Origin of the sequence: Burkholderia sp. THE68, from assembly GCF_009938265.1 — a bacterium.
Classification (GTDB): Bacteria; Pseudomonadota; Gammaproteobacteria; order Burkholderiales; family Burkholderiaceae; genus Caballeronia.
On sequence record NZ_AP022315.1, the window covers coordinates 507,358 to 520,763 of the forward strand.

Annotated in this window: 9 protein-coding genes; 8 read left to right on the top strand and 1 reads right to left on the bottom strand. The window is 63.8% G+C overall.

What is annotated here, in order from left to right:
- The first annotated feature begins 430 nt into the window (after positions 1-430).
- From BTHE68_RS02425 to BTHE68_RS02440, 4 genes are all read left to right on the top strand, one after another.
- On the top strand, positions 431-1,609 hold the full coding sequence (locus BTHE68_RS02425; RefSeq protein ID WP_162064987.1) for an efflux RND transporter periplasmic adaptor subunit: 1,179 nt from the start codon (positions 431-433) through the stop codon (positions 1,607-1,609).
- Between the two features lie 14 nt (positions 1,610-1,623).
- The gene (locus BTHE68_RS02430; protein ID WP_162064988.1) at positions 1,624-4,803 is read left to right on the top strand and encodes an efflux RND transporter permease subunit; all 3,180 of its coding nucleotides are present in this window, start codon (positions 1,624-1,626) and stop codon (positions 4,801-4,803) included.
- A gap of 1 nt (position 4,804) precedes the next feature.
- Positions 4,805-6,268 (top strand): efflux transporter outer membrane subunit, encoded by a 1,464-nt coding sequence (locus BTHE68_RS02435; protein WP_162064989.1) that lies wholly within the window; start codon positions 4,805-4,807, stop codon positions 6,266-6,268.
- A 127-nt stretch (positions 6,269-6,395) separates the two neighbouring features.
- A complete protein-coding gene (locus tag BTHE68_RS02440; protein ID WP_162064990.1) occupies positions 6,396-6,773 on the top strand; it encodes a MuF-C-terminal domain-containing protein in 378 nt (125 codons plus the stop codon).
- 149 nt (positions 6,774-6,922) lie between these two features.
- Here the strand turns inward: BTHE68_RS02440 and BTHE68_RS02445 are convergent, their stop codons facing one another.
- Entirely contained in the window at positions 6,923-8,314 is a 1,392-nt protein-coding gene (locus BTHE68_RS02445) for a nucleobase:cation symporter-2 family protein (protein WP_162064991.1), read from the bottom strand.
- A 334-nt stretch (positions 8,315-8,648) separates the two neighbouring features.
- Between BTHE68_RS02445 and BTHE68_RS02450 the strand changes: the two genes are divergently transcribed.
- The 4 genes from BTHE68_RS02450 to fghA all read left to right on the top strand — a co-directional run bounded on the left by BTHE68_RS02450 (position 8,649) and on the right by fghA (position 13,402).
- Positions 8,649-10,082 carry a xylulokinase gene (locus tag BTHE68_RS02450; RefSeq protein ID WP_162064992.1) on the top strand — a complete coding sequence of 478 codons (1,434 nt, stop codon included), beginning with the start codon at positions 8,649-8,651 and terminating at the stop codon, positions 10,080-10,082.
- A gap of 108 nt (positions 10,083-10,190) precedes the next feature.
- The gene (locus BTHE68_RS02455; RefSeq protein ID WP_162064993.1) at positions 10,191-11,405 is read left to right on the top strand and encodes an AGE family epimerase/isomerase; all 1,215 of its coding nucleotides are present in this window, start codon (positions 10,191-10,193) and stop codon (positions 11,403-11,405) included.
- Between the two features lie 27 nt (positions 11,406-11,432).
- On the top strand, positions 11,433-12,539 hold the full coding sequence (locus BTHE68_RS02460) for an S-(hydroxymethyl)glutathione dehydrogenase/class III alcohol dehydrogenase (RefSeq protein WP_162064994.1): 1,107 nt from the start codon (positions 11,433-11,435) through the stop codon (positions 12,537-12,539).
- Between the two features lie 14 nt (positions 12,540-12,553).
- Positions 12,554-13,402: an S-formylglutathione hydrolase gene (gene fghA, locus BTHE68_RS02465; RefSeq protein ID WP_162064995.1), complete on the top strand. Its 849-nt coding sequence runs from the start codon at positions 12,554-12,556 to the stop codon at positions 13,400-13,402.
- Positions 13,403-13,406: the final 4 nt, after the last annotated feature.

Genomic DNA, 13,406 nt, shown 5'->3' on the forward strand with positions numbered 1-13,406 from the left:
AAGCCCGGCCTCGCGCCGGGCTTTTTTTGGGGGTTTCCGCAGTCAGTTCCCGCGTCCGGAAGCGTCCGATTGCGACAAAATTTTGCCCTTACAGACGCTTCGCCATCTTTGTTTTAATCGCAATCAAATTTTCACAGACTTGCCGGTAGTTTAGGCATCCTCATCTCGAACGATATCTATAATCGGCGGCTTGTCATGCAAGCAGCGCGAATCGTTCACCGCATTCGGCCCGAAAATTCGCGCTCGGGCTCAGCCTAAATTCAGTTATCCGAAAAATATCGTCGCCTTCTCCAGGAGATGACGGCGCCGTCTCCACGCGCCGGCGGCGCTTTGCCAAGCGACGCGACGATCAGCCACCCCGACGCGCCGTCGAGCCGAAACACCGGTTCGCGCGCCTTTCATCTTCAGCAACTTCAGAGGTTTGCGTCCCATGCTTCTCAAACGGATTCCATACCGCCTCATCGGTGTCACGACGGCCGCGCTGCTGGCAGCCGGCTGCGGGGAGAAGCCTCCCGCGATGGCATCGCATACGCCGGAAGTCGGCGTCGTTACGCTCGAATCGGTCGCGGTGCCGGTCACGGCGGAGCTGACGGGCCGCACGAGCGCTTTCGTCGATGCCCAGGTGCGCGCGCGCGTCGACGGCATCGTGCTGCGCCGCGAATTCACCGAAGGCAGTGTCGTCAAGGCTGGGCAGCGGCTCTACAAGATCGATCCTGCGCCGTACATCGCGCAACTGAACAACGCGAAGGCGTCGTACGCGAAGGCGCAGGCGAACCTCGTCTCGACGACCGCGCAGGCGGAGCGCTACAAGGTGCTCGTCGCGGCGAACGCGGTCAGCAAGCAGGATTACGACAACGCGGTGGCGTCGCAAGGTCAGGCTGAGGCCGATGTCGCGTCCGCGAAGGCCGCGATCGATACCGCGCAGATCAACCTCGGCTACACGGACGTGACGTCACCCGTGACCGGCCAAGCCGGCATCTCGCAGGTCACGCCTGGCGCCTACGTGCAGGCGGCGCAGGCAACGCTGATGGTCACCGTCCAGCAGCTCGATCCGATGTATGTGGATCTCACGCAATCGAGCCTCGACGGCCTCAAGCTGCGCCGTCAGATCCAGGAAGGGCGTCTATCGACGAACGGCCCGAACGCCGCCAAGGTCACGCTGATCCTGGAAGACGGCCGCGTCTATTCGGAGCAGGGCAAGCTGCAATTCAGCGATGTGACCGTGGACCAGTCGACCGGCTCGGTCACCGTGCGCGCGGTTTTCCTGAACAAGGACCGCGTGCTGCTGCCGGGCATGTTCGTGCGCGCGCGCATCGAGGAAGGCGTGAATCCGGCCGCGCTCGTCGTGCCGGTGCAGGGTGTGTCGCACGACCAGAAGGGCACGCCGATCGCGATGGTCGTCGACAAGGACAACAAGGTGGCGTTGCGTCCGCTCGTGACGTCGGGCACGCACGGCCAGAACTGGGTGGTCGACGGCGGCCTGAACGCGGGCGATCGCGTGCTCGTCGAGGGCATCGACAAGGTGCGTCCGGGCATGGAAGTGAAGGCGGTGCCCGCGCATCTGCCCGAAGCGTCGGCGGATGCGGCGACGCCCGCTTCCGGCGCATAAGGGAGGCACGCCCCATGGCCAAGTTCTTTATCGATCGCCCGATTTTCGCGTGGGTGATCGCCATCATTCTGATGCTGGCGGGTCTCGCGTCGGTCACGACGCTGCCGGTCGCGCAGTATCCGACCATCGCGCCGCCCGCGATCCAGATTTCCGCCAACTATCCCGGCGCGTCGGCGCAGACCGTGGAGAACACCGTCACGCAGGTGATCGAGCAGCAGATGAGCGGGCTGGATCACCTGCTGTATCTGTCATCCACATCCGATGACAGCGGCACTGCGACCGTCACGCTGACCTTCGCCGCCGGCACCAACGCCGACATCGCGCAGGTGCAGGTGCAGAACAAGCTGCAGCTCGCCACGCCCAATCTGCCGGCGGTCGTGCAGCAGCTGGGCATCAGCGTGACCAAGTCGAGCAGCAGCTTCCTGCTCGTGCTGGCGTTCGTGTCCGAAGACGGCAGCATGACGCGCGACGACCTCGCGAACTACGTGGCGTCGAACGTGCAGGATTCGGTGAGTCGTCTGAACGGCGTCGGCACCGTGACGCTGTTCGGCTCGCAGTACGCCATGCGGATCTGGCTCGATCCGAACAAGCTGACCAAGTACAACCTCACGCCGGTGGACGTGCAGAACGCGCTGCAATCGCAGAACGTGCAGGTCGCGGGCGGGCAGCTGGGCGGCGTACCCGCCGTGCCCGGCCAGTCGATGCAGGCGACCATCACCGAAGCGACGCTTTTGCGCACGCCCGAGCAATTCGGCAACGTGCTGCTGAAAGTGAGCCAGGACGGCTCGCAGGTGCGCCTGCGCGATGTCGCGCGCGTCGGTCTGGGCGGCGAGAACTACAACTTCGAGACGCAGTACAACGGCCGTCCGGCGGCGGGCTTCGGCATTCAGCTCGCGACCGGCGCGAACGCGCTCGCCACCGCCAACGCGGTGCGCGCGAAGATCGATCAGCTTTCGAAGTTCTTTCCGCACGGTGTCGTCGTGAAGTACCCGTACGACACGACGCCGTTCGTGAAGCAGTCGATCGCCGACGTGATCAAGACGCTCTTCGAGGCCATCGTGCTGGTGTTCCTCGTGATGTATCTGTTCCTGCAGAACCTGCGCGCGACGCTGATTCCGACCATCGCCGTGCCGGTGGTGCTGCTCGGCACCTTCGCGATCATGGGGGCGGCTGGTTTCTCGATCAACACGCTGTCGATGTTCGGCCTCGTGCTCGCGATCGGCCTGCTGGTGGACGACGCCATCGTGGTGGTGGAGAACGTCGAGCGCGTGATGACGGAAGAAGGGCTTTCGCCGAAGGAAGCCACGAAAAAGGCGATGAGCCAGATCACCGGCGCGCTCGTCGGCGTGGCGCTGGTGCTCGCGGCGGTGTTCGTGCCGGTGGCGTTCACGGGCGGCTCGGTCGGCGCGATCTACCGTCAGTTCTCGCTGACGATCGTCTCGGCGATGGGCCTTTCCGTCCTCACCGCGATGGTCCTCACTCCGGCGCTGTGCGCGACCATGCTGAAGCCGCATCCGAAGGGGCACGAGGAGAAGAAGACGGGCTTCTTCGGCTGGTTCAACCGCACCTTCGCGAAGAGCCAGGCGAAGTACCACGGCGGCGTGGCGCACGTCATCAAACGCTCGGGGCGCTGGCTCATCATTTATCTGGTGATCATCGTCGCGGTCGGCATGTTGTTCACGCGCCTGCCGAAGGCGTTCCTGCCGGATGAAGACCAGGGCACGATGTTCGTGCTGGTGGCCACACCCGCCGGGGCCACGCAGGAAATGACGCAGCGCGCGCTGGACGATGTCGCGGGTTATCTGCTGAAGAAGGAAAGCGCCGTCGTCGAGTCGGTATTCACGGTGAACGGCTTCAGTTTCGCGGGTCATGGCCAGAACTCGGGCCTCGTCTTCGTGCGGCTGAAGGACTTCAAGCAGCGCACGAGCGCCAACGAGAAGGTCCAGGCGCTGGTAGGCCGCACTTACGGCACGTTCGCAGGCTACAAGAACGCGCTCGTGTTCCCGGTGAATCCGCCGTCCATTCCGGAACTCGGCACGGCTTCGGGCTTCGACTTCGAGCTTCAGGACCGCGCCGGTCTCGGGCACGAAAAGCTCATGCAGGCGCGCGCGATGCTGCTCGGCATGGCCGCGAAGGACCCGACCCTCGCGCAGGTTCGACCGAACGGACTGAACGACGCACCGCAGTTCAAGGTGAGCATCGACCGCCAGAAGGCGATCGCGCAGGGCGTCGATCCGTCGATGATCGACCAGACGTTCTCGATCGCGTGGGCATCGAAGTATGTGAACAACTTCCTCGATACCGACAGCCGCATCAAGAAGGTCTACATGCAGAGCGATGCGCCGTTCCGCATGTCGCCGGAGAACATCAATAGCTGGTACGTGCGCAATGCGTCCGGTTCGATGGTGCCGTTCTCGTCGTTCGCGACGACCGAATGGAGCTACGGCTCGCCCAAGCTCGAGCGCTACAACGGTTTGTCGTCGATCGAAATCCAGGGCGTCGCGACGCCGGGCAAATCCACCGGCCAGGCGATGGCCGCGATGGAAGCGCTCGCGGCGAAGCTGCCGGCCGGCATCGGCTATGAGTGGACGGGGCTGTCGTATCAGCAGATCCAGTCCGGCTCGCAGGCGCCGATTCTCTACGGCATTTCGATTCTCGTCGTGTTCCTGTGTCTCGCGGCGCTGTACGAGAGCTGGTCGATTCCGTTCTCCGTGATCATGGTCGTGCCGCTCGGCGTGATCGGCGCATTGCTCGCCGTGTCGCTGCGCGGACTGGAGAACGACGTGTTCTTCCAGGTCGGCTTGCTCACCACGGTCGGGCTATCGGCGAAGAACGCGATTCTGATCGTCGAGTTCGCGCGCGATCTCCAGCTCTCGCAAAAGATGGGGCCGATCGAAGCGGCGCTGGAAGCGGCGCGCCTGCGTCTGCGGCCGATTCTGATGACCTCGCTCGCGTTCATTCTCGGCACCATGCCGCTCGCGATCAGCAACGGCGCGGGCTCGGGCAGCCAGCACGCGATCGGCACGGGCGTGATCGGCGGCATGGTGACCGCGACTTTCCTCGCCATCTTCATGGTGCCAATGTTCTTCGTCGTCGTGCGCGCGCGCTTCGGTAGCGACAAGGAGGACACGGATGCCGCGCTTGCTCGTTATGAAACGCAGCGGCGTGCGCAACAGGGCAACGAAGGACACTGACATGTGTAGACTTTCCTTGATTGCAACGGCCATCGCCATGCTGGCGACCGGCTGCACGATGGTGCCGAAGTACGAACGCCCCGCCGCGCCGGTATCGGCGAGTTTCCCGACGGACGGCGTATATGCGACGCAGCCCGTCGCGGCGAATGGCGGCGCGCGCAGCGCGGATGGCGCGGCCGCGGCGGATATCGGCTGGCGCGACTTTTTCGTCGATGCGCGGCTGCAACGGCTCATCGACATCGCACTGAAGAACAACCGCGATCTGCGCGTCGCGATGCTCAACGTGCAGGCCGCGCAGGCGCAATACCGCATCGCGCGTTCCGAGCTGTTTCCGACGCTCGGCGCGCAGGCCGGCCAGTCGAAGCAGCGCACGCCGAAGGATCTGTCCTTTTTCAACCAGACGATCCAGAACACTTACTCGGTGGGTCTGAACGCGTCGTGGGAAATTGACCTGTTCGGCCGCGTGCAGAGCCTGAAGGATCAGGCGCTCGCGAAGTACTTCGCGACGGCGTACGCGCGCAAGGCGACGGAAATCTCGCTCGTGTCGCAAGTGGCGACGCAGTATCTGCAAGTGCTGCAAGCCGATGACCTGCTCGCCGTCACGCGGCAGACGCTCAAAAGCGCGAGCGATTCCTACGGCATTGTGAAGCTGCAGTTCGACAACGGCACGGCGTCGGAGCTCGACGTGAGCCAGGCGCGCACGGTGATGGAAAGCGCGGCGGCGAACCTGCAGGCGCAGGAGCGTGCTAGGGCGCAGGCGGTGAATGCGCTCGTGCTTTTGCTCGGCGAACCGATGCCGGACGATCTGCCGGGCGGCATGCCGCTCGACGGGCAGAACCTGCTCACGGATATTCCGGCGGGGCTGCCGTCGGATCTGCTGCTGCGCCGGCCGGACATCATGGAGGCCGAGCAGAATCTGCTGGCGGCGAACGCGAATATCGGCGCGGCGCGGGCAGCGTTCTTCCCGAGCATTTCGCTGACCGGCAGCTTCGGCACGCTGAGCCCGACGCTCGGCGGGCTGTTCAAGCCGGGCTCGGCGGCGTGGAGTTTCGCGCCGACGATCACATTGCCGATTTTCGAAGGCGGGCAGAACCTTGCGAATCTGGATCTCGCGAACATCGAGAAGCGGATCGAGGTCGCGCAGTATGAGAAGGCGATTCAGTCGGCGTTCAGTGATGTCGCGAACGGGCTCGCCGCGCGCGGCACGTACGATCAGCAGATCGCGGCGCTCGAGCGTGATACGGCTGCGCAGCAGCGGCGGCTGGATTTGTCGACGCTGCGTTATCGGCAAGGTGTCGATAGCTATCTCGGCGTGTTGACGGCGCAGCAGGATTTGTATGCGGCGCAGCAGACGTTGATTTCGGCGCGGACGCAGCGGCTGGCCAATCTCGTGGCGCTGTATCAGGCGCTGGGAGGCGGGTGGATCGAGCGGACGGGGGATGTGCCGCGGGCGGCGGATTCTTGATATGAGGCGACGCCTCGAGGGTAGGATTTTCGCGCTCGAGGCGTTCCCGGTACCGCCATGGAAGACTCGAATTACCAGAATCTGCTCGACAGGGTCATGCAGGCGAACATGGCGGGAAACACAGAGCATGGCCGCATCGTCGTTGTCGGCGAAACGCCGCCGGTGCTATTTCGATCACGGCATCACCCGACCGATGTTGGAGCGCTTGTACGACACAATCGCTCAGCCGAAGGCCGTCTATCGATCCGACACTGCGGGCGGGGCAGTCATCGTTACTTTCGAAGTTCGTCCAGTCGAGTTGCCGGTGATCGTTGCCCTGCATCCTGGAAAGTTGCTCGGTCGCAAAGTATGCAACGTGATCGCAAGCATCTACGCGAAGGATTTCGTGGGAATCGAAGAAGTCTGGAAGAGGCGAGGACTGCTGCTGTGGGAGCAGAAAAGAAAATGCCCCGCAGACGTCACGACAACAGAGGCTCTGATTGCCAAGTGTGGGACGACGCCATGAAGCTTTGCGAGGCACAGTCAGTATATCCGTCCTGACCGTACCCTGCCACCGCGAAACACCTTTGCGACACAAAACAAAAAAAACGCCGCGGCTCTCACCGCGGCGCCCAACGCAAGCATCCAGCAAACACTTCCAGGGTTACGACTTCCTCAATGCGCGTCGCCCGCATGAGCCGCGCCTTCGAATTCATGCGCTGCCTCACGCGCGTCACGCCGCGCCTCGCGTTCCTTTCGAACGCCATTGAACACGATGTTCAAAACCACTGCCGACACCGAAGCCAGCAGAATCCCGCTGTGAAGAATCGGCTCGAGCGCGTGCGGCAGTTGCGTGAAGAATTTCGGTGCGACCACCGGCACCATGCCCATCCCCACGCTCACCGCGACGATGAACAGGTTGTGCTGATTCTTCGAGAAGTCCACGCGCGACAGCGTCTTGATGCCGTTCGCCGCCACCATGCCGAACATCACGATGCCCGCGCCGCCGAGCACGAACGGCGGGACCGAAGCCACCACCTGCGCCATCTTCGGAAAGAGACCGAGCGCGACCAGAATCACGCCGCCCGTCGCGCAGACGAAACGGCTCTTCACGCCCGTCACGCCGATCAGCCCGACATTCTGCGAAAACGACGTATGCGGGAACGAGTTGAAGATGCCGCCGATCAGCGTGCCCAGACCATCCACACGCAGACCGCGCACGAGCGCTTTCTGATCGACCGGACGCTCGACGAGATCGCCGACCGCGAGGAACATGCCCGTCGATTCGATGAACGTGACGAACATGACGATGACCATCGTCGCGACGGAGAGCGCATCGAAATGCGGCATGCCGAAGTGGAACGGCAGCACGATGCCGACCCACGGCGCGCTCGCGACGCCATCCATGTTCACGTGGCCGAGCGTCGCGGCGATGACAAACCCCACGACGATCCCGAGCAGCACCGAAATATTCGCGATGAACCCACGCGCGAACTTGTTGATGAGCAGAATCAGCGAAAGCACCACGAGCGAGAGCAGCAGATACACCGGATTGCCGTAATCAGGATTGCCGATGCCACCAGCCGCCCAGTTGATGCCGACGCCCATCAGCGAAAGACCGATCACCGCGATCACCGTGCCGACCACGACCGGTGGGAAGAAGCGCAGCAGCTTGCCGATCATCGGCGCGAGCAGAATGCCTATCACGCCCGCCGCGATGGTCGCGCCGAACACGTCGAGAATGCCGAGCGAGGGATTCGTGCCGATCGCGACCATCGGGCCGACGGCGGCGAACGTGCAGCCCATGATGACCGGCAGCCGGATGCCGAAGATCCAGAGGCCGAGCGTCTGGATCAGGGTGGCGACGCCGCACGAGAACAAGTCGGCGCTGATGAGGAACGCGACCTGGTCTTTGGGCAGGCCCATCGCGGCGCCGAGAATCAGCGGCACCGCGACCGCGCCCGCGTACATCACGAGAACGTGCTGTATGCCGAGCGTGAGCAGTTGTCCGGCGGGCAGCCGTTCGTCGCACGGGTGCACGGACGGTTTCACTGAACTTGAAGCCATGTCTCTCTCCTTTATCGCCTTCCATTTGATTGGCCTCCAAGTTAAGTGCATTAAAAGGCGCGAACAAGACCACGCGGCGCTATACGTTGCGTTCGCCCGCCGATATGGGTTGCGCGCGCCATCGGTGGTGCAAACGGCCGCAGGCCCCGGCCACAAGGGGTTTGACGCATATCGCGCGAAATTCGTCGTGTGACGGAAGGCCGCGGTCTTCGGGTGGTCGTTATGATGTGCATCACGCCGCGCGTATAGTCCGTTTTTCGTGTTCATCGCGTGACGGCGGGGTAAACCCCGGTTTTACGCGTTTTCCCTAACGTCTTTTCAGACTCGATATTCCATGCGTTTTTTAGGCATCGATCTCGGCACGGGCTCCCTGAAACTCGCCATCGTCGACGGCGACGGTCGCGAAACCGCAGCGTCGAGCGCGGCTTATGCGGTGACCAGCGCGCAGCCCGGATGGGCCGAAACGACCGTCGATGCGTGGTATTCGGCGCTCGTCAACGCCGCCTCGCGCCTGCCCGCGAACGAGCGCGAAGCGGTGTGCGCGATCGGCTTTTCCGGGCAGATGCACGGCGTCGTGCCGGCCGCCGCCGATGGCCGCGCGTTGCGCGCCGCCATGCTCTGGCCCGACACGCGCGCCCGCGATCTGCTCGACACGTGGCCCGGCCCGCAGAGCAATCCGGTCGCGCCCGGCATGGCCGGGCCGTTGCTGCGCTGGCTTGCGCTGAACGAACCGCAGACCGCGGCCGCCATGCGCTGGGCGCTCCAGCCGAAGGACTGGCTGCGCGTGAAGCTCGGCGGCATGTTCGTCACCGATGCATCCGATGCATGCGCCACCGCGCTCGCCTTGCCATCGGGCGATTGGGACGATGCGCTCATCGACACACTCGGATTGCCGCGCGCGTGGTTTGCGCCGCTCGCGGCATCGCATGAAAGCGGCGGCGTGCTGTCGGCGGAAGCGGCGGCGGAACTCGGCCTGCGCGCGGGCATTCCGATGGCCGTCGGCGCGGGCGATACGCCGTGCGCCGCGCTCGGCAGCGGCCTCGCGTCCGATGGCGACGCGCTGCTCACCACCGGCACGGGCGGCCAGATCGTCGTGATGTGTGCGCGAGCGCCCGCGCCGGTGCACGGTCTGCACACGTATCGTGCCGCGACCGGCGCGTGGTATCGCATGGCGGCGATGCAGAACGTCGGCGTCGCGCTGGAAGCGGTGCGCGGCTGGCTCGGCCATGCATCGTGGCCCGAAGCCTACGACGACGCCTTCACCGCCGACGCGAGCGCGTCCGTGAGCTTTCTGCCGTATCTGAGCGGCGAGCGTTCTCCGTGGATGAACCCCAACGCGCGCGGCGGCTGGCTCGGTCTGGGCCTCGACGACACGCGCGGCACGATGATGCGCGCCGCGTTCGAAGGCGTGGCATTCGCCTTGCGTGCGGGACTCGACGCGACACGCGCCAACGGCGGCGCACTCGATTCGATGTTGCTCGCGGGCGGCGGCTCCGTCGATCCGCGCTGGCGTCAGTTGCTGGCCGACGCACTGCGCGTCGAGCTGCACGCCGTCGATTGCCCGAACGCGGCCACACGCGGCGCGGCGCTGCTCGGCGGCATCGCGGCGGGCCATTGGCGCATGGACGATCTCGCATCGCTCGCACCCACGGCGACGCTCGCCGCGACGCCGCGCGCGAACCCATCGCTCGACGAACGGCTCGCACGCTTCATCGATCTGTACAGGCGTGCCGAAGACTGGTTCGCAGTGAAGCGCGAGTCCGCTTAAACTTTCGTACCTTTGATCCCGATGCCATTCGCGTCGGGCAGTATGAAGCGACGCTTCATATGAGCGGTAACTGAAGCTCGCTTCGTCACGACAACATCGACCTCAGCCATGTCCGCACCCTCGCCGTCACATCCCGATTTCCGCTCGCGCGCGTTCCTGCGCGATCACGCGCTGCGCACGATGACCTTCTATCACCCGCACTGCATGGACCCGGCGGGCGGCTTCTACCACTTCTACAAGAACGACGGCACGATCTACGACCGTACTTCGCGTCATCTCGTATCGAGCACGCGCTTCGTCTTCAACTACGCGATGGCGTACAAGCACTTCGGGCTCGATGAATATCGCGGCGGCGTGGCGCACGGCATCGACTATCTGCGCGAGTTTCATCGCAATCCGCAGACCGGCGGCTATGCGTGGACGCTGAACGGTCGCGACGTCACCGATGCGACCAATCATTGCTATGGCCTCGCGTTCGTCGTGCTCGCGTATGCGAAGGCGGTCGAAGCCGGATTCGACGAAGCCCGCGCGTATCTCGACGAAACCTGGGACCTGATGGAAACGCGCTTCTGGGATGCGCCGCACGGACTCTACAAGGACGAAACGAGCGCGGACTGGCAGGTGTCCGACTATCGCGGGCAGAACGCGAACATGCACACCTGCGAGGCGCTGCTCGCCGCGTTCGAAGCGACCGGCGAAGCGCGCTATCTCGATCGCGCGGCCTTGCTCGCGGACAACATGGTGAACCGTCAGGCCGGGCTCGCGGGCGGCCTCGTGTGGGAACACTACAAGCCGGACTGGTCGATCGACTGGGACTACAACAAGGGCGATCGCAGCAACATCTTCCGGCCGTGGGGCTTTCAGCCGGGACACCAGACGGAATGGGCGAAGCTGCTGCTGATTCTCGACCGTCATCGTCCCGAGGCGTGGCATGCGAAGCGTGCGCGCGAGCTGTTCGACCGCGCGCTGGAACTGTCGTGGGATCACGAGCACGGCGGCATGGTCTACGGCTTCGATCCCGACGGCAAGTTCTACGACGAAGACAAATATTTCTGGGTTCAGGCCGAATCGCTCGCGGCGGCGGCGCTGCTCGCGGACCACGCGCAACGCGATGGCGACGCCGCGCTCGCCGTGCGTTACTGGAACGATTACGATCGCCTGTGGGCCTATAGCTGGGAGCATTTCGTCGATCACAAGTGGGGCGCGTGGTATCGCATCCTCACGCGCGACAACCGCCAGTACAGCGACGAAAAGAGCCCGGCCGGCAAGGTCGACTATCACACGATGGGCGCATGCTACGAAGTCCTGAACGTCGTGCGCTGACACTTTCACAACCTTGGGAGCTAATTGATGAAGACGAAAGCAGCAATCGCATGGGAAGCCGGCAAGCCGTTGACGATCGAGGAAGTCGATCTCGAAGGCCCGCGCGCGGGTGAAGTGCTGATCGAAGTGAAGGCGACGGGCATCTGCCACACCGACTACTACACGCTGTCGGGCGCGGACCCGGAGGGCATCTTCCCGGCGATTCTCGGACATGAAGGCGCGGGCGTGATCGTGGATGTCGGACCGGGCGTCGGCACGCTGAAAAAGGGCGATCACGTCATTCCGCTTTACACGCCGGAATGCCGCCAGTGCAAGTTCTGTCTGTCGCGCAAGACGAACCTCTGTCAGGCGATCCGCTCGACGCAAGGCAAAGGCCTGATGCCCGACGCGACCTCGCGCTTTTCGCTCGATGGCAAGCCGCTCTTTCACTACATGGGCACGTCGACGTTTTCGAACTACATCGTTGTACCGGAGATCGCGGTCGCGAAAGTGCGTGAAGACGCGCCGTTCGACAAGATCTGCTACATCGGCTGCGGCGTGACGACGGGCGTGGGCGCCGTCGTGTATTCGGCGAAGGTCGAAGCGGGCGCGAATGTCGTCGTGTTCGGGCTCGGCGGCATCGGCCTGAATGTGATTCAGGGCGCGAAGATGGTCGGCGCGGACAAGATCATCGGCGTCGATATCAATCCGGGACGCGTCGAGCTTGCGAAGAAGTTCGGCATGACGCACTTCATCAACCCGAAGGAAGTCGAGAACGTCGTCGACCATATCGTGCAGTTGACCGATGGCGGCGCGGATTACTCGTTCGAATGCGTCGGCAACACGAAGCTGATGCGTCAGGCGCTCGAATGCACGCACAAGGGCTGGGGGCAGTCGTTCATCATCGGCGTGGCGGCGGCGGGTGAGGAGATCAGCACGCGCCCGTTCCAGCTCGTGACGGGGCGCGAGTGGAAAGGCTCGGCGTTCGGCGGAGCGCGTGGGCGCACCGATGTGCCGAAGATCGTCGACTGGTACATGGAAGGCAAGATCAATATTGACGATCTGATCACGCATCATCTCAAGCTGGAGCAGATCAACGATGGCTTCGACCTGATGAAGAAGGGCGAATCGATCCGTTCCGTCGTCATCTATTGAGCGAGGAGAAGTCGATGCTGGAGCTCGTGGAAGAACACCGTTGCTTCGACGGCGTGCAGCGCATCTATCGTCACGATTCGCAGACGATCGGTTTGCCGATGCGCTTTTCCGTTTTCTTGCCGAAGGAGGCCGCGTCGCAAAAGGTGCCGGCGCTGTTTTATCTCGCCGGCCTTACCTGCACCGAGGAGACGTTTCCGATCAAGGCGGGCGCGCAGCGTTACGCGGCCGAGCACGGCATCGCGCTGATCGCGCCGGACACATCCCCGCGCGGGGCGGATATTCCGGGTGAGAAAGACGCGTGGGATTTCGGCGTCGGCGCGGGCTTTTATGTCGATGCGACGCGTGAGCCGTGGGCGCGGCGTTATCGCATGGATTCGTATGTGACGCGGGAATTGCGTGAGACGGTGCTGGCGGAGTTGCCGGTGCGCGAGGATCGTATCGGCATCTTCGGGCATTCAATGGGCGGGCATGGGGCGCTCGTGCTCGCGTTGCGCAATCCCGAGCTGTATCGATCAGTGTCGGCGTTCGCGCCGATTGCGGCGCCGTCGCAGTGTCCGTGGGGCGTGAAGGCGTTTTCGGGCTATCTCGGCGATGATCGCGAGACGTGGAAGCAATACGATGCGAGCGAGCTCATCAAGGGGGATGCAGCCTCGCGCTTCGAAGGCGGGATTCTGATCGATCAGGGGCTGGCGGATCAGTTTCTTGCCGAGCAGTTGCATCCGGAGGTTTTCGAGCGCAACGCACGGGAAGCGGGGCATGATGTGATCGTGCGTCGGCACGAAGGTTATGACCACGGGTATTTCTTCATCGCGACTTTCGTGGGTGAGCATGTCGCGCATCATGCGAAGGTGCTGTGTCGGTGAAGGA